Raw genomic sequence first — 20,251 nt, forward strand, 5'->3', positions numbered from 1 at the left:
CCATCTTTGCTCGCCCGGCGACTCCTTCCCGCTATGCTTCCCGGCCGTCGGCAGTGGCCAGCACCGCGTGCCCGCCTGGGCGGGTATCCGGCGCCTTGGCGGCCGAGAGGGGCCTGGCTCTGCCCGGGGCTCCCTGTCAGCATGGACATGCCGCGACCACCCTGAAGAAAGCAGTGTTCGGAAACGGTGTTTTTAAATTAGGCTAGTCGATAGGCCGGGCATTGCAGGTGATCCAGAACACGCCCCACGGGGCCTGCCCGCCGATAGCGTCAGGAGGAGGCATGTCGCAACCGCGTGAGACTCGTCCCGAGCCGGCACCCAGGGACCGCTACCCCGATGCGCTGCGCGCCATGGCGCTGCTGGTGGTGGTCTTCGGCCACTGGCTCGCGACCCTGCCGCGCCTCGACGAGGGGCTGATGGTAGAAACCGACCATCTCCTGGTGGTGTGGGAAGGCGCCGGGGTGTTGACCTGGGTCGTGCAGGTGGTGCCGCTGTTCGTCTTCGTCTCGGCGGCAGTGAGCGCCGACGGGGTGCGCCGCCGACTCTCGGACGGCCACCGGCAGCTGCACTGGTGGGCCAGCCGGGCGCTGGCCCTGGCGCGGCCCACGGTGACCTACCTGGCGGTGCTGGGCGCGGTGGCGCTCTTCTCGCGCGTGACCGGCGGGCGCTTCCTCGAGCCGCTCAACCACTCGCTGACCATCCATCTGTGGTTCCTGCTGATGCTGCTGGGCGTGCAGGCGCTACTGCCGCTCTGTGTACGGGCGGACCGCCGCTGGGGGCTCGGCGCCGTGGCGGGGCTGGTGGCCATCGCCGCGCTGGTCGACCTGCTGCGGGCGGGACCCGGCTCGCCGGGGGACCTGCTGCGGCTGGGCGAGCATGTCACCGACCACGCCACCTTGCTCGGCTGGCTCAACCTGCTGGTGGTGTGGCTGCTGCCGCAGCAGTTGGGCCTCGCCTGGCGCCAGGGGCGTTTCTCCGGGACCGGCACCGGACTCGTGCTGATCGCGCTGGGCCTGGTGTGGCTGGGGGCCACAGTCAGTTCCGGCTACCCGCTGGCCATGGTGGACGGCGAGGTGGGGGGACGCAGCAACCTGTTGCCGCCGACCCTGGCGCTGATGGGGGTGATGTGGCTGCAGGTCGGCTCGGTGCTCGCCTTCGAGTCACCGGCCCGGCGGCTGTTGGCCAGGCGTCCGGTCAGCCGCGTGGTGACGATCCTCGGTGCGCTGGGCATGCCGCTCTACCTGTGGCACAAGTTCGCCGAGCTGCCCGCCGCCTGGCTCGGTGAGCGGCTGGGCGCGCCCTTCGACGCGGGCATGCCCGGCGAGGTGGGCTTCTGGTGGGGGCGGCTGGTGTGGATCCTGCTCTGCGTGCTGATGGTCACCCCGGTGATGGCGGCGGTGGTGGCCTTCGAGGTGCGCCGCCGGCGGGATATCGTCTCGGCCACTGGCACCCGGGCGATCCTCGCCGGCGGGGTGGCACTGTTCGCCGGCATCCTGGTCAGCATGGCGCTGGGGGCGGTGCCCGGGGCGCTCATCGGTCTGCTCGGCGTGGCGGCGGCCTCCCGGCTGTTGCGGGCTCACCCGCAGCCGCGTCTCGCGGTCGATCAGGCCTGAGTCGGTTCGACCTTGCCCTCGCGCTCCAGCCGCTGCCAGACGGCCTCGCGCTGGGCCGCGTCCATCCGCGACCAGCGGGCGATCTCGTCCAGATTGCGGTGGCAGCCCAGGCAGGTGTCGCCCACCGGCCGGCACACCTTGATGCACGGGGACTCGGGGCGCGTCGGCTGGAACGTTTCGTGCTGGCTCATTCCGTCACCTTCCCGCGCAGCGCCTTGGTCTTGCCCTTGCGGGTCTTGGCGTCGACTCGCTTGCGCCTGGCGGAGCGGGTCGGCTTGGTGGGCTTGCGCGCCCGGCGCTGTTTCACCGCCTCGCGGATCAGCTCGCGCAGCCGCGCGAGGGCGTCCTCGCGGTTCTGCTCCTGGGTGCGGAAGCGCTGGGCCTTGATGATCACCACGCCCTCCTGGGTGATGCGCTGGTCGCCCAGCGCCAGCAGCCGTTCCTTGTAGAAGGTCGGCAGGCTGGAGCGGTTGATGTCGAAACGCAGATGGATGGCCGAGGCCACCTTGTTGACGTTCTGGCCGCCGGCGCCCTGGGCGCGGATCGGGTTGAGCTCGATCTCCCAGTCGCCGAGTTCCACGGTGTTTGAGATGCGCAGCATGGGGCTCCTGCTGGTTTTGGCAAGGGGCAAGGGGTAAGGGGTAAGGGGTTGCGGTCAGCGCGGGGAGCGCAGCGGCTCGAGCAGTTCGCCCAGCCCGTTGTGGTCGATCTCATGCATCAGCGCCAGCAGCGCGCCGAGCCTGCCGGGAAGCCTTCCCGGGCGAACCAGGCCAGGTAGGGCCCGGGCAGGTCGGCGATGACCCGGCCGGCATACTTGCCGTAGGGCATGCGCAGCGTGACCAGTGTCGTCAGGTCCTCGGGATTCACTCGCCTATCTCCATGCCATTTCCCCACCCTCGCCATGCGTCTCACCGGCGCTGGGGGACTACTCTTGGTCCAGGGCGGTTCCAGGGCCAGGGCGATTCCAGGTCCAGGGGAATGCTCGATCTGCCAGGGAAGGCAGGCAACGCAACAGGGCCCGCCTAAGCGGGCCCTGTATTCGAACCCCGGGGGTTCGAGAAATCACATGACCGTTAGGGTCAGGAGATTGCTTTGATGTTTGACGCCTGAAGGCCTTTCTTGCCCTGGGTCACGTCAAAGGAGACGCTCTGACCTTCTTGCAGGGACTTGAAGCCTTCTGACTGAATTTCGGAGAAATGAGCAAATACATCATCGCTGCCGTCAGACGGAGAAATAAAACCAAAACCCTTGGAATCGTTAAACCACTTGACTGTGCCGGTCGTCATAATAAAAATCCTTTCGCGCTTAGCGCCTTTCGATATTCCTGGTGTTACCCAGATGTGTTAGCGGGTAGAACAAGGGAGACAATATCAGGCTGCCGAAAGAATTCGATGCTTCTGAAAACATGCTGCTTGCCAACCAACTGACGCCACATTGTCATGTATTCTTGCCTGGGTCAAAGCCTTTCCCCTTTTATTTTTTTTATTGCCGGTGCGTATCAATGGCCGGCTGTTTAACCTTTGAGAGATAAAAAGCGTATCGATTCAACCGATAGGGACAGATCACCAACATGGTAACCCCGGAGGAGACCTCACACCGGCTGGGCTGGCTAGAGGCCGGCGGCAGCCACCACGAGCTCGGCCTGGCGCTGGGGCGACAGGGCAAGCGAGCCGTGCGCGAGCGGCTGATGGGCACGCCGCTGTGGCGGGAGGTGACCGCTGCCCGCCACCTTCCCCTGGTACGCCGCCTGCAGGCCGCCACCGCCGAGCACTTTCCCTGGGTGGCCGAGGAGCTCGAGGGGCTCGCCCAGGGGCTCGAGCTGCCGCTCGAAGCGGTGGCCGCCTGGAACTGCCGCGGGGACCTGCTGGCCAGCGTGCCGGACGGCTGTACCACGCTGGTGCTGCCCGGCGAGGCCCCGCTGATCGCCCATAACGAGGACGGCCTGCCGTGCCTCGATGGCAGCTGCTTCCTGGCGCGTCTTCGCCCCGCAGGGCAGCCGGCGTTTCTCACCTTCTGCTACCCCGGCTCGCTGCCCGGCCACACCTTCAGCCTTACCGCGGCGGGGCTGGTGGCCACCCTCAACAACCTGCGCCTGGTGGGCATCACGCCCGAGCTGCCGCGCATGGTGCTCAGCCGCGCCCTGCTGGCCGAGCCCGATCTTGCCGCGGCGCTGGTGCTCCTCGAGACCGCCCCGGCCGGCGGCGGCTTTCACTACGCCCTGGCCCAGGCCGGCGATAGTGAGGTGCTGAGTGTTGAAGTGGGCGGCGGCGGTTTCTCCTGCCGGGCGCTGGCGGCGCCCACCCTGCATGCCAACCACTGCCTGCATCTCGACCTGCCCCAGGCGATCACCGCCTCCTCGGCGGATCGCCAGCGCCGCGGCGAGGCGCTGATCGCCGCCGGTGAGCGCGACCCCTTGACCCTGCTGCGCGACACCAGCGGGCCGGGGCTGCCCATCTACCGCCGTGCACCGGACGACCCCGACGAGGAGAACACCCTGGCCACCGCGCTTTTTCGCCTCCCCTCGGAGGACGTGGCCTGGCAGGTAGTGGTGCCTGGCGAGGCTGGCAGCCGTGAGGGGATTGGCCTTTATTAGCCGCCGCCGGCCGGCAGTGTCAGCAGCAGGGGCTCGCCGGCGAGCCCCTGGGCCAGGCGGGTCGCGAGGATCTCCAGGATGCCGTTGTGCTCGCCTACCAACTGCGTGGTGACCACCCGTAGCCCCGGTGACTGCGCCATGGCTGCCTCGCAGATCTCGGCAATGTCGCCGCCCTCGCCGGCGTGGCGGCCGGGGGAAAGGAACAGCATCGCCAGCACCACCTCGCGCCCGGCCAGCGCCGGTGAAGCCAGCAGGTCGGCCAGTAGCGGTTCGTTGAAGCGGTATTCGTCCCCCTCGCGGCGCTCCATGGAGGCGAAGGTGACGCAGCCGGCCTCTTCCTCCAGCAGTGCGGCCAGTTGGCCCGCCAGATAGTTGCGTACCGCGCTGACCTCGGGGATCGGGCTGCCATGGTCGACCAGTACCACCGTGGGTCGCTGCATCCCGGCGATGGCCTTGCGCACGTTGTCGGCCAGGAGCCTGGCCAAACGCGGGTCCAGGCCGTGGAGGGTGTCGACCAGGGGCAGCGCCACCTTCACGCCGAGGTCGGGATGGCTGGCCTGCACCTCGCCGAGGCGCTCGGGCAGGTAGTGGGTGAGGGCCTGGCTGGGGCCGAAGAAGAAGGGCAGGATGATCAGCTCGGTCACGCCCTCGGCCGCCAGCCGCTCGGCCAGCGGGCCCAGCGTCACGGCCTTGTCTCCCCCCAGCCGCTCGGCGGGAATCTTGTGGGAGTGCAGCAGCGAGACGGCCTCCACGGGTTCTCCGCTCACCCGGGCCAGTTCCTCGGCCAGGCGGCGCAGGTTGAGCGTGGCCTGGGCACGCAGAGAGCCGTTATCGACGAGCAGGATGCGTTTCATTCGGGGCCTCGAAGGATGGGGTAACGCCGGCGGGAAGCGAACCCGGCGGCCTATGCGCCCGGTATCTCGCCGGATGGCGTCACACTACCCAGCGCCGTCGCCGCTGAAAAGGCCGGCGCCACCGGTGGCTGCGCAAGGCCTGCCGATGTGATAGACAATAAGCGGGTTAACGAATGCCGGCGGTGGCAGACCGTGCCACGGCCTGGAAGACACCGACGCCAAGCCAGCGAGGCCCCATGAACCCGACCATCGAACTGCTCAAGTCCCATCGCTCCATCCGCAAGTTCACCGACCAGCCCGTCTCCCGGGAGCTGCTGGAGGAGCTGATCCGCGCCGGCCAGGGCGCGGCGACCTCCAGTCACGTGCAGGCCTACACCGTCATCCATGTGAAGAATCCGGAGAACCGCGAGAAGATCGCCGAGCTCGCCGGCGGCCAGTCCTACGTGGCCACCTGCGGCGCCTTCCTGATGTTCTGCGCCGACATGAAACGCCCCACCGAGGCCGCCGAGCGCACTGGGGCTCGGGTGATCCGCGGCATGACCGAGCAGCTGCTGGTGGCCAGCGTGGACACCGCCCTGATGGCCCAGAACGTGGCTATCGCCGCGGAATCCGAGGGGCTGGGCATCTGCTATATCGGCGGGGTGCGCAACAATCCCCAGCAGATCAGTGACCTGCTGGGCCTGCCGGACCATGTCTACCCGGTCTTCGGCATGTGCCTCGGCTACCCGGCCCACCAGCCGGACGTGAAGCCGCGCCTGCCGGTGGAGGCAATCCTCAAGGAGGACAGCTACCGCGACGACCGTGAGGAGGTGGAGGCCTTCGACGCGACCATGCATGCCTACTATCAGACGCGAAAGGGCGGCAACAAGGCGAGCAACTGGTCGAACAACCTTACCCCGCTGTTCGATACCAAGCTGCGCCCCCATATGCGCGAGTTCCTGGTCAAGCGCGGTTTCGAGATGAAGTGAGGGGGGGTGCCATGGACACGCTTTTGAATGCCGTCACGCACGTGAGCGAAGCGGCGCTGACCGCCATCGCCCACATGCCCACCGCCAGCCTGCCGGTGATGATGGAAGATGCCTTCGCCCGGCGCCTGAGCGATGCCGACCTGATGCGCATCGCAGTGCTGCTGGCGCAGAAGAGCCTTGATGAGGGCGGATGCCCCATCGGCGCAGTGATCGTCGATAACGCCACGCGGCGGATCGTCGGCAAGGGCCACAACACCCTGGTGCAGGAGAACCACCCCTACAACCACGGCGAGACCTCGGCCATTCGCGATGCCGGCCGCATCGACTTCGGCCAGACGACGCTCTTTACCTCCCTCAGCCCCTGCGAGATCTGTGCGACGCTGCTCCACATGCGTGGTTTTTCGCGGGTGGTGGTGGGCGATGTCACCAACGCCTCGGGAACCGAAGCCCTGCTGCAAAGCAAGGGCGTCCAGGTCGAGATCCTCGAGGACCCCCGCGGAATCGCGCTCTACGCCGGCTTCCGCGCCGGCAACCCCGAACTGGACCTCGAAGACTGGAAGGGGCGGGGTGCCACACGCCAGCCATGACATCTTCCTGGGAGGCGACGGCCTGGCGCCCACCCCATGAGCGCAGGGTCGGTGCGGGCCGGCGGTCTCAATCGTACTTGTGCCGCCAGTGCTTGACCGCGATCTGCTCCTTGAGCAGATCCAGCACGTCCACCAGCACCTGCTCGGTGACCTGTTCGGTATGGGGGTCGCTGCTCAACCAGGCATCGAAGCCGCTCTCGGCCAGGTGCTCCACCAGGGCGGAAAACTCCGGTGACTGCAGCCCCTCGAGGGCCTCGTTGACCAGGCGGCAGGCCAGGTCGGAGAGCGCGGCCTCGAGCCCCCGGCTCAGCTGGCTGCCCAGCGGCAGGCGCTCCATCCGGCGAATCTCCGGGCTCTCCGCAAGGGTGCGGCCGACCAGGCTGCGCACGTAGCGCAGGGTGTCGTGGCGGTTGTGGGCGTAGGCGGTACCGGCCATGGCCTCCAGTCGCTGGCTGATCTCATGGATTAGCGCCTGCTGGCGGGGTCGCACCACCTGATCCACCACTCGGGTGGAGAGCGAATCGCTGGAGCGGACCTGGGCCTGGATGTTGTCGAGCATGCGGATGGCGATGCGGTCGGTGAGCTCCTCCAGGAGGATGTCGTAGTACTTGGCGCCCACGCCGTACAGGTACCAGCGGCGCAGATCGATCAGGCCCAGCCTGTGCAGGCGCTGAAGCAGCGAGACGGCGCGCAGGATGCGCAGCAGACGGAAGCCGCCCACCGGGATGCATCCGAGCACGTCGTACCAGTGCACGAAGGGATAGAAGAACCAGCGGTGGTAGCGGCGCTCGGCGATGGCCACCGCCCAGCCGAGCAGCACGTCGAGCACGAAGATCGCCACGAATACCAGGTCGATGGCGATGAAGCGGGAATGGATGTGCTGGTCGTAGGCGGCGTGAAGGCCGGGGGCCACGTTTTCGAAGGCGGCATTCAACGGAGACAGCAGGAAGAGACTGTCGAACAGCAGCAGGGTCAGGTTGGCGATGACCAGCACGATAATGAGCAGGTCCCACGCCAGATGGGCGCGCTCCAGGGCCAGGCCGACAGGCCGGGAGCCAGGCATCCGCCGCCAGCGGGTCAATCCAGCACGACCAGGTGATTGGGCAGTTCGTTGCGCTCGTGGGTGGCCGGCACCTGCTCCTTGAGATGCACGCCGCAGGCCTCGATGCACTCCAGGAATCCCCGCAGGGTCTCGCCGGCCTTCACCCGCTGGGTGAACGCCGCCACGATGGAATGCCAGGTCTCGTCGCTGATGCGCGCCGAGATGCCCCGGTCGACCAGGATTTCCACATAGCGCTCGGCTTCGGAGACGAAGATCAGCATCCCCGTTCCCCCCTCGGTATGGTGCAGGTCCTGTTCCAGAAACTGCCGCCGGGCGAGGTTGGCCGCCCGCCAGTGGCGAACCGACCTTGGGATCAGTCGGGTGGTGACGGGGGGGGTGCGGAACACCAATCCCAGCACGATGAAGGTCGCCCACTGCACCAACGTCAGCTGGTAGGCCGTCAGCCAGCCGGGAAAGTAATTGATCGCCCCGGGCACCACCAGGGCCAGGAGGCCGGCCCAGAGCAGCGGGATATAGGCATAGTTGTCCGCTCGCGGAGCCAGCACGGTGACCAACTCGGCATCGGTATCGCTTTCGACCCGATGTATCGCCTCGGCTACCTGGCGTTGCTCGTCTTCACTCAATAAAGCCATGTGGGTCGTGATCTCCGAATCCTGATTGTCGTGTCGGTATCGCCAGCGGCCGGAAGGCCGGATTACCAGCCGCCGGAAGCGCCGCCGCCACCGAAGCCGCCACCACCCCCGCCGAAACCACCCCCGCCGCCGAAGCCGCCGCCACCGCGCGACCTGCCACCCAGAGCACCACCCAGCAACATGCCGGCCAGCATGCCGCCGCGACCTCCCCGTACCAGGGTCATGACGACGACGAACATCAGGAAGAAGAGAATCGATGCCGGTCCCTGAGGCCCCTGCTCGCTAGCAGGGGCCCTGGAGGTAGGGCTGGTCTCCATGGGCTCGCCGCCCAGCACCCGGATCATCGCCTCCACCCCCTCGGTGATGCCGCGCGCATAGTCGTCCTCGCGGAAGGCCGGCGTCAGGATCTGGTTGATGATCACCGAAGACTGGGCGTCAGTCAGTCGACCCTCGAGGCCATAGCCGACCTCGATACGCACCCTGCGCTCATTCGGCGCGACGATCAGCAGGGCGCCGTTGTCCTCCTCTACCTGGCCGATGCCCCAGTGGCGCCCAAGCTGATAGCCATACTCCTCGATGGCGTTGCCCTGTAGATCCGGCACCGTCACCACGACGACCTGCTCGGTGGTAGCGTCTTCATGCGCCTCGAGCATGCCGCTGAGGCGTGATTCGGTGGCCTGATCCAACAGGTCGGCCTGGTCCACCACGCGACCGGTCAGTTCGGGGAACGCGAGTTGCTGTGCTTCAAGTGCCTGTGCCTGAGTACCAAGGGCCGCCATCAGCAGCAACGACATCAGTGGAACGCGCAGGAGATCGATCATTCAAACTCCACCAGGGGGGCCTGGTCTGCGTTTTCGGTCGTGGCTTCGAAGGTCTCGCGCACGGGCATGTCACTGTAGAGGACGCTATGCCACAGGCGGCCGGGGAAGGTGCGGATCTCGGTGTTGTAGCGCTCGACCGAGGTGATGAAGTCGCGCCGCGCCACGGCGATGCGGTTTTCGGTGCCCTCCAGTTGCGACTGCAGGGTCAGGAAGTTCTGGTTGGACTTCAGGTCGGGATAGCGCTCGGATACCGCCATCAGGCGGCTCAATGCCCCGGTGAGTTGCTGCTGGGCCTGCTCGAACTGGCGCATCTTTTCCGGGTCGTCCAGGGACTCGGCGTCGATCTGGATGGACGTGGCCTTGGCCCGCGCCTCGACCACGGCGGTCAAGGTCTCCTGCTCCTGCCGGGCAAATCCCCTGACCGTCTCGACCAGGTTGGGCACCAGGTCCGCGCGCCGCTGGTACTGGTTTTCCACCTGCGCCCAGGCTGACTTCGCCTGTTCATCATAGGTTGGGATGTTGTTGACGCCGCAACCCGTCATCAGCATCGCCATGATCAGCACAAGGGCTAACCGCCAAACGCCAGGGTGGGAAAGTGTGGTGTGTCTCGTCAGCATGGGGTCAGTCTTCCCTGTCATTGCGGCTCAATGATGTCAAAGGTATAGCTAGGTTGAAGTGAAGGAGCGAGGCCAATACTCCGCACGGCGGCAAATAGGACGGCCCGTGCCGCCGTCTCTGGCAACTTAGACAAGGTACGCCGCTCTTCAATCCGCAGCCTCACCACCAAATATGCAGGTCGTTGTCGGCCAGGGGCGTACCGGACAGGCGAAGGCTTTATGTTGTCCCCTTGCCCCCTTCTCGCCGCCGATGGAGGCATGCCCGGCTTAGGCGTCGCTCTCATTCTTGATCGTCTGGATGGCCTCGAATCCCTCGAATGACGGCGGGCCCAGGTAGAGCCCCTCGCGGCGGCTCTGGCCGGCATTGGCGTGCGCCGCGCGAAACGCCTCGGAGTGGGTCCAGGCCTCGAAGTCCTCCCGCGAGCGCCAGGTGGTATGGGAGGCGTAGAGCACATGATCATCCTTCTCGGGGCCACGCAGCATATGGAACTCGACGAAACCGGGTAGACCCTGCAGGTGCGTCTCCCGCTCCAGCCAGATCTGCTCGAATTCTTCCACGCGTTCGGGATTGACTCGGAAACGGTTCATGGCGATGAACAAGGCGGACTCTCCGATGGCCAGGTGGATGTTCGATTCCGGCTGACGATGACACCTTGCCCCGGGAGAGGCAAGGAATGCCAAGGTGGAGCGAGCGCTCTGCTCGACGCCATTCTGCCTCTTCCCCTCATTCTGCATCTGCCCCTGTGACGGCGTCAGAGTTGAGGGCTTGTGCATGTGATGCCGACCTGCCCCCCCGGGGAAAGCAACGCGTAAGAATCAGGCGCCTATTTGTGTCCTGTCATGCTGGTGGTCGGAGTGTTGTTACCTATAGTGAATACACCTGACAAAAAGGCGAAGCGCCCACTATCGGCTCGCCATCTCGACCTTCCAACAAAAAAACGTTGTTCAACAAGGGCCGCTCCCCCCTGAATGGCCAGAGACATACTCCATTACCCCTGGCGCAGGCTGGGCCACCGGGAGTTCCTTGAGCCCCCACATCGTGAAGAAAACTGTGCTGGTACCCTTGTCATCAGACAACCGTCATCATGCCCGGGCAGTCATGGTTCAGGAGAACCGATATGAAACATCGCATGCGCCTTTTCAGGAAACCCGTGGTGATTCTGGCCTCGCTGTCATTGATGAGCCCGGGCTTCGCCCAGACAACCTTCTCGTCGGCTTCTGATGCTGAGATCATCACCCTCGCTCAAGTGACTGAATCTACAGAGCAGACAGAGGAAGAGCTGCTGGCCGAGCAAGAAGCCGCCGCCCAGGCCGAGCAGGACGCCGCCGCCCAGGCCGAGGAGGACGCCGCCGCCCAGGCCGAGGAGGACGCCGCTGCCCAGGCCGAGGAGGACGCCGCCGCCCAGGCCGAGCAGGACGCCGCCGCCCAGGCCGAGGAGGACGCTGCCGCCCAGGCCGAGGAAGACGCCGCTGCCCAGGCCGAGCAGGACGCTGCCGTTCAGGCCGAGGCAGACGCCCAGGCTGAGGCAGACGCCCAGGCTGAGGCAGACGCCCAGGCTGAGGCAGACGCCCAGGCTGAGGAGGACGCCGCCCAAGCCGAGCAGGAGGCTGCCGTTCAGGCCGAGCAGGACGTTGCCGCTCAGGCCGAGCAGGACGCTGCCGCCCAGGCCGAGGAAGACGCCGCCGCCCAGGCCGAGGAGGACGCTGCCGCCCAGGCCGAGGAAGACGCCGCTGCCCAGGCCGAGCAGGACGCTGCCGTTCAGGCCGAGGAGGACGCCGCCGCCCTGGCCGAGCAGGAAGCCATCGAGCAAGCCGAGGCAGACGCCGCCCTCGCCGAGCAGGAGGCCATCGAGCAAGCCGAAGCCGACGCCCTGGCCGAGCGAGAGGCTATCGAGCAAGCCGCCGCAGAGGCCCTGGCCGAGCAGGAAGCCAGCGACCGGGCTGCGGCCAGCACCGCCGCCGAGCGGGAAGCCATCGAGAAGGCCGAGGCAGATGCTCTCGCCGAGCAGGAAGCCAGCGACAAGGCCGACGCAGAGGCCCTGGCCAAGGCCGAGGCCGACGCCCTGGCTGCCGTCGCCGCCCTCGACACCCAGGAAGCCAGTGCGACCTCCGAAACGGTTGTGACCCCGGAGACCACGCGTTCCAGCGACGAGGAAGCCCAGGCCGTGACGGCGTCAGACGCCGATGATGACGACAACCAGATATGGAAATACCTGGGCGCCGCGGCGGCGGGTGCCGTCGTCGGCGCCTTGATTCCCCAACTCGGTGGACGGGTCGTCGAGAATCAAGGCGACCGCATGATCGTCGAGCGCGACGGCGAGCTGCATGTGCGCAAGGATGAGAACCTCCTGCTTCGCCGCCCCGGGGTCACCGAGACGACCGAATCCTTTGCCGATGGCATCACCCGTTCCACCGTCACCCGCGAGGATGGCAGCCGGATCGTGACCGTTCGTGATTCCGGTGGCTTCGTCCTCAAGCGCACTCGCTATCTCCCCGATGACACCGCCATCGTGCTTATCGACGAAACAAGCAAGGCCGATAGCTGGATGTCATCCATTGACATCGAGGAATCCCTGCCGCCCCTGCGCTACGACCTGCCGGAGGAACGCTACGTGGTCGATTACCGCCGGGCCGACCAGGACATCCTGCGCGAGGCCCTGCTGGCACCACCAGTAGAGGAGTTCGATCGCGTCTTCTCGCTTCGCCAGGTACGCGAAAGCTCCCGGCTCCGGGACATGATGCCGCGTATCGATCTCGACGTTATCCAGTTTGCCAGCGGCTCATCGGCCATCCAGCCCTCGGAGGCCAACGCGCTGGGTCTGATCGGGAACACCATGGCCGACATCATCGAGCAGCATCCGAACGAGATCTTCCTGGTCGAAGGCCATACCGATGCCGTCGGGTCGGACTTGATGAACCTCGGACTCTCCGACCGGCGAGCAGAAGCCGTCGCCCTGGCACTGACCGAATACTTCGCCATTCCCCCGGAAAACCTGATTGTACAGGGCTATGGTGAGCGCTATCTGAAAGTGGATACCCAGGGACCCAGCCAGGAAAATCGCCGCGCCAGCGTGCGGCGAATCACCCCGTTGATCGATGCCGGGCAGGTCAGCCTCTGAGAAGCCCGGCCTGAAGCCAAGGCATCAAAAAAGCCGACAGCATTGCGTCTGTCGGCTTTTTGATGGGGTCATCGGGGACGCGTGGCAATCGGTGCCAACGGCCAGGTCGGCCGCCAGATCCATCAGGAAAGTCCCAGTTCCTCCAGCAGTAAACCGAGCGCCTGTCGGGGTTGCCCCTCAAGCACTTTCAGGGGCAGCGGCAGGCTGGGCGGCTCGGCGAGCCCCAGCAGCTCCGACGCCGTGGCCACTACGCGCAGGCCGCCCCCGTGCTGACGGAACAGGGTCCAAAGCGGCTCAAGCCGCTGGCTCAGGCGCATGGCCTCGTCCGCCTGGCCGGCCTGGGCTGCGCGGCAAATCGCCAGGGCAGTCTCGGGAAACAGGCCGCCGATCACCGAGTACCAGACGTCGCAGCCGGCATTCAGCCCCATGGCGGCCATGGCATCGCCGCTGACGCCGATCGTCACATCCGGCGGAATCAGGGCGCGCAGCCGCTCGACCCGCTCCCGGGCGACTGCCGGCTCGGCGGGCACCCCGGGGATCTTGATGGAGGCTACCCTGGGCAGCTGGGCAATTCGCCCATGCAGTTCGTCGCTGAACTGGAAGCGCGTGGTGCCGGGATTGTCGTAGACGCACAGCGGCACGGAGAGGCGAGCGGTCACGGCCTTATAGAGCCCGAAGACCTCCTCGTCGGACAGCGGCTGATACGACATCGGCGCCAGCAGAACCGCGCTCGCCCCGGCCGCTTCGGCGTCCTCGGCCAGGGCCAGCACGTCGCGGGTACGCAGGGCGCTGATACCGATGATCACCGGCACGTCGCCAGCATGCGCCACGGCGAACCGCGCAATGCGGGCGCGTTCGACACGTGTGAGATAGGCGTAATTCCCCGTCGAGCCGAGCACGCCCACGGAGTCGACCCCCGCCGCGGCCAGCCGTTCGACCAGCCCTATGAACGCCGCCTCGTCGATGGCCTGCTCATTCATGGGCGTTAGGGGAAAGGCACTGAGACCGGTCAGCATGGCGGAATCTCCTTGTTCACTATCCTGGCGGTGGGCTTGCTCGGGAGTATGCCACGGCGGAGACTTTGCATAGTGCCCCCTTCGATTGACTCATGAGCCGTATCGGCTGACAATTCGGCTTAACAAGTGAGCCGAATAAACCTCCTGTTTGGCTCATCGTATCTTTCAGGTGCCGCCGATGAATGTGACCTCCACGAGGCCGACCTGGATCTGGCAACAGCCTGACTGGCCCAACTTTCACTGGCAAGCCGCCGAGATACAGCCTCGCCTCCAGGAGTTATGGCGCACTCTCGGTATCTTGTTGGGAAGAGTGGGCTCGCTTTCCACTGGCAATGATCCGGCAGTGCTGCTGGATACCCTGCTGCAGAACATCATCACCTCCTCAGCCATCGAAGGGGAGCGGCTCAATGCGGCGTCGGTCCGCTCCTCGCTGGCCTGGCGGCTGGGCGTGAACGACAACGAAAGCGCCGTATCGCCGCGTTCGGAAGGGCTGGCCGAGATGATGATGGATGCCATCGGCTTTTCCGACACGGTGCTGACTCGCGAGCGGCTCTTCCAGTGGCACCGTTGGCTGTTTCCCGATGCCGAGACATCACTGGTCAAGCTGCGAGTGGGCCAGTGGCGAGGCGAGGAGCCGATGCAGGTGGTCTCGGGGCGTATCGACAAGCCCAAGGTGCACTTCGAGGCGCCGCCACGCGGGATACTGGAAGACGAAATGGTCAACTTCCTGACATGGTTCGAAGAGAGCCGCCACGACACCGCTCTGGATCCCTTGCTGCGCGCCGGCATCGCCCATTTCTGGTTCGTCACGCTGCATCCCTTCGAGGACGGCAACGGTCGCCTGGCCCGTGCCATCACTGATCGCGCTCTGGCCCAGGCTGATCGACAGAGCATTCGCCTCTATGCCATGTCGGCGGCGATACTGATCGAGCGCGAGGACTACTATCGTGTGCTCGAAGCCAGCCAGCGCGGGACACCCGATCTCACCGACTGGCTGGCCTGGTTTCTCGACACCCTGTTGCAGACCCTGGCGGGTGTCCTGGCTGATTTCGACCGAATTCTGATCAAGACACGCTTCTGGCAGCGCTTCGGTGATACCGGACTGCTGCCCGGCCAGATCAAGGTGCTCAACCGGCTGCTGGACGGCGGCGAACGGGGCTTCGAGGATGGCATCAGTGCCACCCAGTACCAGAAGGTCGCCAAGGTGAGCAAGGCCACCGCGACCCGCCACCTGGCGGACCTGCTGGCCAAGGGCTGCCTCGAGAGGTTGCCGGGGGCAGGGCGAAGCACCCGCTATCGGGTAGCCTTCCCCTCATGTCCCTGACGATGCACGACTCCGACCTGTCTTCACGCCTGCGTGAGCTGCTGTCAGGCCTGCCCGACGCGGCCGTGCCGATCACCTACAAGCAGGCCGCCGAGGCGCTGGGCCTCACGCCGCCGCGCACCATCCAGCGCGTCGCCCAGGCCCTGGAAGCGATGATGCGCGAGGACGTCGCCGCCGGCCGCCCCATGCTCGCCTCCCTGGTGGTTAGCCGCCGCGGCGACCTGCCCCGGCAGGGCTTCTTCGAGCTGGCGGTGGAGTTGGGCCGCTTTCCTGCCGAGCCGGCACAGCACGAGGCGGCCTACCGGCAGGAGCTGGAGCGGGTCATGGCGCTTCGCGGGTGAGTCGCTTCGCCTCGAGTCACTGGGCCTCCTTCTCCCTCTCGATGCGGGCATCGGCCTTGGCGCCTCTGGCCTTGGCCCGCACCTTGTCGATATCGGCCAGCCACTCGTCCAGTTTGGCCTTCAGCTTCTGCTCGTAAGCTTCCCTGTTGCTCATGGGGGCACTCCTTTCCTGATGACAGTGTGTGCAACCTTGACCATAGCCTGTCGCCGGCGACAGGGCGCTTCACGGTCAGGGTGGCATATCCCGTGGGGGCAGTTGTAAGGCCGAGGCGAGATCCTGTGATCGGCGCGCAGGCTGCCCCGGACTACGGCACCGAAAGGCCGGCTGCGCCTGCCGGCTTAGACCAACGATGTAGGAAATGTGCCAACGCCGCCGCGCTTGCTGGCTGCTACCCTGTCGGAAATATTAGAAAAACCATACAGGGAACGATCATGGACGATGCCACCGAGCCGCGCATCAAGCTGCACCCAAATTCCCGCCGTGTGCAGGTAGCCATTGATGGCACCCTGCTTGCCGACACCACCCGCGCCATCGAACTCCGCGAACGCGGCTACCCGCCGCGCCAGTACATCCCCCGTGACGACGTGCGGATGGAACTACTGACTCCCTCCGAGACCGTGACCCACTGCCCGTTGAAGGGCGATGCTTCGTACTTCTCTTTTGGCGAGCGGAAGGATGTGGCGTGGAGTTATGAGCGGCCGCTTGAGGAGTTAAAGGACATCGCGGAGAGAGTGGTGTTTTATGAGGCGGAGTGCGAATGACGGCTATCGACCCAAAGCAGCCATGGCGACAAAGGCAGCAAGCATGCTCATCGAGGATATGCAGCATGTGCGATGATTGGTGTTATGCTAGCCAAGCTAGACTTAATTTCTTGAATTTTCACTAAGATAGGAGATAGACGAGCGCGCAGCATAACATTATTGAACGCGCGTGCGCGTTCAAGTGGGATATCAAGCGCGCGGTCCAATGCCTGTTAGCCCCTATGGATTAAACACGATGCACACCATCTACTTTCCTACGCGATTTGATCGAGACACGCTTTACGATTTTTTCGAGGAGCTAGACTCTAATCTGGACATTGGAGAGGTGATGCTAGATTGTTCTTCCCTGAGGTATTCATTCCCGACAGCCATGCTGGTTGCAGGTTCGAAGATAAGAACATGGGTAAGACATCGTCACGAAAACACACTCATCACAAAAAAAGCGGGAGTACGCAGCTCCCAATCGGTCCATTCATATTTATCTCATTTGGGATTCTTTGATTATATATTAATGGGAGAAGGAAATGCGGTGGGCACAGCCTCTGGCTCAGGTGCTTATTTGCCTATAACCCGAATATCAAAGCCTGACTTCAACTCTGATATTGAAGATGTTCGTGAGTGGTACGAAAAAATCAGGTCTGCAGCTCGGCGCCTTGCTCGTGTCGTTTCAGGTACAGTGGAAGATACGCAAGAAAACAGATTGTATAACTATGCGTTGCGAGAAATAATAAGGAATGTTTTCGAGCACTCGGGTGCAACCGAATGCTATGTCTGTGGTCAGCGCTGGTATAATGGGAAGGTAGAAATTGCTGTCGTAGATGAGGGTATAGGTATCGCCGAATCCTTAAGAAATTCATTTGAACTTGAAAATGATATGGAGGCGCTTAATATGGCCATTAAGCCAGGAGTGTCTCGGACGTCGAATGTATCTGAAAGTGAAAATATATATGACAACTCTGGTTTTGGTTTGTATGTTTTGAGCCAACTAGCGACTAACTTTGGCTGGTATGTTCTTGGTAGTGGTACTTCCCGGCTTGTTGGTCACAACCGTGAAATAGTTGAAGAGAAGCTTAACTTTTGTGGGACATACTTCGGCATGCAATTGCTGAACCCTCCGAAACAGTTTAGTGGGACATTGAGTGACATAATCTCGGTGGGCGAGGAAGAGGCCAGGGAAAGTGGAATACAAAAGAAAGCCTCTGGCATGTCGAGGATTTTGTAAAAGGCGCTAACAATTCGCGTAAAGCGGACGTCCCTAACGGGCCGCCGCTTAGCTCGATCGTTAAATCAAGAGGAACTCGCATTTGAACGTCCAAGAGTTTGTTAAAAACGCAATCACTGAAATTGCTGCTGGCGTTGCGGATGCTCGCGATAGCTTGGCAGAATATGGAGCAAGTGCTGGCTCGGATAAAGTTTACGGTTACACTAGGGACAACAAGATCCTGACCGACGGGCAGGGCAGAACGGTTACTTTGGTGGAGTTTGATGTTGTTCTAGCGCAGGCTGATTCAAAGGATGCGAAAGGTTCTATTGGGGTCTTTCTAGGTTCTTTTGGTGCGGGCTCCCAAGGAGCTTCACACGGGGAGACCTCTAGCCATTCGCGGATCAAATTCAGTGTCCCAGTTGTTTTGCCCGGCGATGGTCGCGAGAAGGTTTAACTAAGTGGTCAACGCGATGCCAAATACGCTGCCCTCCTTTGGCGCGCGTTACCATTGGTGTTATGTGTGTATCTCGTTAGGAAAAGATTATGACTCCAATTGAGATTGAATACGCGAAATACGAATTAGCTAAGTTGAGTTTTCAGGAGTGTCTTGAGTATCTGGATTTACTTGAACGCGGCAGAAATGCTCCGGAGGTATCAGGATTTGCGTTTGAAAGAGCACTTTCCAAAAGTTTTGCAATCACCTATGCTCGTTCTTTCACTAACAATAAGCATGGAGTAGGAAGGATATCCGGCAGATGGCTCAGGAACTTGGGTGGGGAGCACAGAGAACTACATGACACTTTGGTCGGTGATGGCAGGAATGCTCTGGTAGCACATATTGACCTCGAGAAGCTAAAACCAAACATCTTCATCAATGCCAGCGGGGTCAACAACTACGTTTTTGATTGGCATGTAGTCATGATCAATGAGAATAATATTGATAAGCTGAGAGAGCTCGTGAAGTGCGCTCATCAGTACTGCATTGACCATCAAAAAGGAATACGCACGCGCATTCGTGGGGCTCACATCAAGCCCATAGCATAACCAATAAATGCAGTTCGTTCCGGGCCTAACAGCTCTTTATCGGACACACTTATATCCACTTCGCTGCAAAAAGATCGTCGCTGAACAGAAGCGTTATATGAGCTTTCGATTAAAGGCCGCTTCTGGCCGAAAGGCGATCTTTAGTCTACGCTAATAATAGTAGTTGGCAGCTAACAATCGAGGCGGTATAAAACGTACCGCACGCTATGCTATGCACTGAGGACCGGAAGCGCTTGCCCGCCGAGTTCGGGAAGTAAGACGGGTACAATTCCTCGATCAGCCGCTGCCAAGGCACCAAGGCCTCCATCTGAGTCAGGAACCGCTTGCGGTGGGTGACATATTTCTTGTTCTGATCTGCTTGAGCGAACGATATTTGCTACAACGGATAGCTCTGTAAACAATGACGAGAGGGCCTAATTTTACCCCGCTGGCGGAGCCCAGGCAGCTGTGGCGGATTATTGCAACGCTTCGTTAAGGGCACGCAGTCACGAATCGTCAAAGGTTGAATGAATAATATGATCACATCTTTCTACGAAACTCCTGCTGCACTTTTCCTATTGTCAGCAATTAATTTTTTTAACGAAAATGCGGTCGCCCTTACTTTTTTCTCAACGGCAATACAGCTGATAATTGTTTACTTGATAATTAACAGGATCCTTAGTGGGAGATGGAAAAAAACAAGAAAAATAATAGCAACTAACACAAGTCCTCCGGTGTCAAGTGTTCTAAAGTCTTCTAAAGATTTCTTTGAGAAAGTTGGTTCAGCAGAGAAAAGAAGTAACCGTCCAATCAGCCCAGACCAAAAGGAAGTAGAAGAAATAATGTCAGGCGCCGTCATTGCACTGAGGCAGGAGCGGGAGTTGACTGAAGAAGATGAAATCATTAACTTTCTGAAAGAACAAAATGAAAAAGAAAATAAAAGAATAACGAATTATTTAATTAATGAGTCTGGAAGAGATTTGGATGAAGCTATACAGGCTATAAGTGACTGCAAAGAGAAACTAGATCAAGCATGCTTAGCAATGGCGAGCACTGGTGCAGCCATGACTTACAAAATGAAAGAGGCTGAGCTTGATTTGCGATACATATTGGGTAAATGTGACTTTCAGCTTCGCAGGCTAAGGCATGATCATTTCATTGATAGAAGACCGCCACAGGAAACAATAGCCGCATCTTTCACTGGTATACCAATGGGCGCCCTGCTGTCCGCTTACCAGGATTTCTTAAAAGAATGGGGGGCAAATGAAGCCAAAAGTTACTTTGTGAAGTATAAAAATCTCTGCGTTGAGGCTGAAGAGCAGAAACGGTTATCGGGCTTGATCAAGGGCTTAAAAAAGCTTTAAGTACCTATGCAAAAGTAATCGCATATTCCTTGCCGCCGTAGTTTGACAGGATCCGTTCCACCTCGCTGGTCAAGGTGGCAAAGCTTTCGTAGGCCGTCAGCGGCAACCAGACATACTTGACTTGACGCCAGAGGATCTCGACCAGGTTCAACTTCGGTGAGTAGGCCGACAGATGGACTACGTGCACCCGCTGGTCCATCCAGTCGAGCCGCTTGCGCTGGAAGGTCGCCGACCGGTGCATGCTGGCGTTATCCAGCACCACTATCGCGAAGGTAACGAACAGAAAAGGACAGCCACTTTCTTGCTGCATAATATCAGCATGTGTTGAAGGACCGCTTCTGGCCGAAAGC

The 20,251-nt window shown here is 62.2% G+C and carries 23 protein-coding genes and 3 pseudogenes; 12 read left to right on the top strand and 14 right to left on the bottom strand.

The genetic code is table 11. The features are described 5' to 3' along the window. Positions 1-281: 281 nt before the first annotated feature. A complete protein-coding gene (locus ACR80S_RS01020; protein WP_435402320.1) occupies positions 282-1,613 on the top strand; it encodes an acyltransferase family protein in 1,332 nt (443 codons plus the stop codon). On the opposite strand, the gene ACR80S_RS01025 is transcribed toward ACR80S_RS01020, so the two are convergent. From ACR80S_RS01025 to ACR80S_RS01040, 4 genes and pseudogenes are all read right to left on the bottom strand, one after another. Continuing rightward, on the bottom strand, positions 1,604-1,804 hold the full coding sequence (locus ACR80S_RS01025; RefSeq protein WP_435400606.1) for a DUF1289 domain-containing protein: 201 nt from the start codon (positions 1,802-1,804) through the stop codon (positions 1,604-1,606). The two genes, ACR80S_RS01020 and ACR80S_RS01025, sit on opposite strands and share 10 nt — an antisense overlap. Next, a complete protein-coding gene (gene arfB / locus ACR80S_RS01030; RefSeq protein ID WP_435400605.1) occupies positions 1,801-2,214 on the bottom strand; it encodes an alternative ribosome rescue aminoacyl-tRNA hydrolase ArfB in 414 nt (137 codons plus the stop codon). Before arfB ends, ACR80S_RS01025 begins: the two co-directional genes overlap by 4 nt. Positions 2,215-2,268: 54 nt before the next feature. Further along, positions 2,269-2,480 (bottom strand): annotated as a pseudogene (locus ACR80S_RS01035) (DUF3820 family protein). Positions 2,481-2,692: 212 nt separating this feature from the next. Beyond that, positions 2,693-2,899 (bottom strand): cold-shock protein, encoded by a 207-nt coding sequence (locus ACR80S_RS01040; RefSeq protein WP_290783945.1) that lies wholly within the window; start codon positions 2,897-2,899, stop codon positions 2,693-2,695. A 284-nt stretch (positions 2,900-3,183) separates the two neighbouring features. On the opposite strand from ACR80S_RS01040, the gene ACR80S_RS01045 reads away from it, so the two are divergent. Further along, positions 3,184-4,206 carry a C45 family autoproteolytic acyltransferase/hydolase gene (locus ACR80S_RS01045; RefSeq protein ID WP_435402321.1) on the top strand — a complete coding sequence of 341 codons (1,023 nt, stop codon included), beginning with the start codon at positions 3,184-3,186 and terminating at the stop codon, positions 4,204-4,206. Here ACR80S_RS01045 and ACR80S_RS01050 read toward each other — a convergent pair. Beyond that, entirely contained in the window at positions 4,203-5,060 is an 858-nt protein-coding gene (locus tag ACR80S_RS01050; protein ID WP_435400602.1) for a sirohydrochlorin chelatase, read from the bottom strand. The genes ACR80S_RS01045 and ACR80S_RS01050 overlap by 4 nt on opposite strands. 236 nt (positions 5,061-5,296) lie before the next feature. Between ACR80S_RS01050 and nfsA the strand changes: the two genes are divergently transcribed. Next, positions 5,297-6,028 (top strand): oxygen-insensitive NADPH nitroreductase, encoded by a 732-nt coding sequence (gene nfsA / locus ACR80S_RS01055; protein WP_435402322.1) that lies wholly within the window; start codon positions 5,297-5,299, stop codon positions 6,026-6,028. 11 nt (positions 6,029-6,039) lie between these two features. Beyond that, on the top strand, positions 6,040-6,615 hold the full coding sequence (locus tag ACR80S_RS01060; protein ID WP_435402323.1) for a nucleoside deaminase: 576 nt from the start codon (positions 6,040-6,042) through the stop codon (positions 6,613-6,615). Positions 6,616-6,682: 67 nt separating this feature from the next. Here ACR80S_RS01060 and ACR80S_RS01065 read toward each other — a convergent pair whose 3' ends face one another. The 5 genes from ACR80S_RS01065 to ACR80S_RS01085 form a co-directional block, all read right to left on the bottom strand. Further along, on the bottom strand, positions 6,683-7,678 hold the full coding sequence (locus ACR80S_RS01065; RefSeq protein ID WP_435402324.1) for an ion transporter: 996 nt from the start codon (positions 7,676-7,678) through the stop codon (positions 6,683-6,685). A gap of 14 nt (positions 7,679-7,692) precedes the next feature. Continuing rightward, positions 7,693-8,310, bottom strand: coding sequence for a TPM domain-containing protein (locus ACR80S_RS01070; RefSeq protein WP_435402325.1), 618 nt, complete (start codon positions 8,308-8,310; stop codon positions 7,693-7,695). Positions 8,311-8,372: 62 nt separating this feature from the next. Further along, positions 8,373-9,131, bottom strand: a complete 759-nt coding sequence (locus ACR80S_RS01075) for a TPM domain-containing protein (protein ID WP_435402326.1) — start codon at positions 9,129-9,131, stop codon at positions 8,373-8,375. Then, complete coding sequence (locus tag ACR80S_RS01080) at positions 9,128-9,685, bottom strand: LemA family protein (RefSeq protein WP_435402327.1); 558 nt, start codon at positions 9,683-9,685, stop codon at positions 9,128-9,130. The genes ACR80S_RS01075 and ACR80S_RS01080 overlap by 4 nt, the downstream gene beginning before the upstream one ends. Positions 9,686-10,015: 330 nt before the next feature. Further along, positions 10,016-10,348 (bottom strand): antibiotic biosynthesis monooxygenase family protein, encoded by a 333-nt coding sequence (locus ACR80S_RS01085; protein WP_435402563.1) that lies wholly within the window; start codon positions 10,346-10,348, stop codon positions 10,016-10,018. Positions 10,349-10,866: 518 nt separating this feature from the next. On the opposite strand from ACR80S_RS01085, the gene ACR80S_RS01090 reads away from it, so the two are divergent. Continuing rightward, positions 10,867-12,867, top strand: a complete 2,001-nt coding sequence (locus ACR80S_RS01090; protein WP_435402328.1) for an OmpA family protein — start codon at positions 10,867-10,869, stop codon at positions 12,865-12,867. A gap of 122 nt (positions 12,868-12,989) precedes the next feature. On the opposite strand, the gene ACR80S_RS01095 is transcribed toward ACR80S_RS01090, so the two are convergent. Next, complete coding sequence (locus tag ACR80S_RS01095; RefSeq protein WP_435402329.1) at positions 12,990-13,883, bottom strand: dihydrodipicolinate synthase family protein; 894 nt, start codon at positions 13,881-13,883, stop codon at positions 12,990-12,992. 178 nt (positions 13,884-14,061) lie between these two features. Here ACR80S_RS01095 and ACR80S_RS01100 point away from each other — a divergent pair, with 178 nt between their 5' ends. Together ACR80S_RS01100 and ACR80S_RS01105 are read left to right on the top strand one after the other, a co-directional pair. Further along, entirely contained in the window at positions 14,062-15,207 is a 1,146-nt protein-coding gene (locus ACR80S_RS01100) for a Fic family protein (protein WP_435402330.1), read from the top strand. Next, positions 15,198-15,548, top strand: coding sequence for a hypothetical protein (locus ACR80S_RS01105; protein ID WP_435402331.1), 351 nt, complete (start codon positions 15,198-15,200; stop codon positions 15,546-15,548). The genes ACR80S_RS01100 and ACR80S_RS01105 overlap by 10 nt, the downstream gene beginning before the upstream one ends. Before the next feature lie 16 nt (positions 15,549-15,564). Here the strand turns inward: ACR80S_RS01105 and ACR80S_RS01110 are convergent, their stop codons facing one another. After that, positions 15,565-15,702 carry a sll1863 family stress response protein gene (locus ACR80S_RS01110; protein WP_435400591.1) on the bottom strand — a complete coding sequence of 46 codons (138 nt, stop codon included), beginning with the start codon at positions 15,700-15,702 and terminating at the stop codon, positions 15,565-15,567. A gap of 278 nt (positions 15,703-15,980) precedes the next feature. Between ACR80S_RS01110 and ACR80S_RS01115 the strand changes: the two genes are divergently transcribed. The 4 genes from ACR80S_RS01115 to ACR80S_RS01130 all read left to right on the top strand — a co-directional run bounded on the left by ACR80S_RS01115 (position 15,981) and on the right by ACR80S_RS01130 (position 18,558). Further along, positions 15,981-16,310: a DUF427 domain-containing protein gene (locus ACR80S_RS01115; protein ID WP_435402332.1), complete on the top strand. Its 330-nt coding sequence runs from the start codon at positions 15,981-15,983 to the stop codon at positions 16,308-16,310. 235 nt (positions 16,311-16,545) lie between these two features. Continuing rightward, on the top strand, positions 16,546-17,532 hold the full coding sequence (locus ACR80S_RS01120; protein ID WP_435402333.1) for an ATP-binding protein: 987 nt from the start codon (positions 16,546-16,548) through the stop codon (positions 17,530-17,532). An 82-nt stretch (positions 17,533-17,614) separates the two neighbouring features. After that, a complete protein-coding gene (locus ACR80S_RS01125; protein WP_435402334.1) occupies positions 17,615-17,968 on the top strand; it encodes a hypothetical protein in 354 nt (117 codons plus the stop codon). Positions 17,969-18,057: 89 nt separating this feature from the next. Then, on the top strand, positions 18,058-18,558 hold the full coding sequence (locus ACR80S_RS01130; RefSeq protein WP_435402335.1) for a hypothetical protein: 501 nt from the start codon (positions 18,058-18,060) through the stop codon (positions 18,556-18,558). Between the two features lie 214 nt (positions 18,559-18,772). Here the strand turns inward: ACR80S_RS01130 and ACR80S_RS01135 are convergent. Beyond that, positions 18,773-18,931: pseudogene (locus ACR80S_RS01135) on the bottom strand (IS5/IS1182 family transposase); the annotation flags it as partial. Positions 18,932-19,064: 133 nt separating this feature from the next. Between ACR80S_RS01135 and ACR80S_RS01140 the strand changes: the two are divergent. Then, on the top strand, positions 19,065-19,901 hold the full coding sequence (locus tag ACR80S_RS01140) for a hypothetical protein (protein WP_435402336.1): 837 nt from the start codon (positions 19,065-19,067) through the stop codon (positions 19,899-19,901). Between the two features lie 4 nt (positions 19,902-19,905). On the opposite strand, the pseudogene ACR80S_RS01145 reads toward ACR80S_RS01140, so the two are convergent. Then, positions 19,906-20,175: pseudogene (locus ACR80S_RS01145) on the bottom strand (transposase); the annotation flags it as partial. Positions 20,176-20,251 lie beyond the last annotated feature (76 nt).

Source organism: Halomonas salsilacus, from assembly GCF_051216275.1.
Classification (GTDB): Bacteria; Pseudomonadota; Gammaproteobacteria; order Pseudomonadales; family Halomonadaceae; genus Halomonas.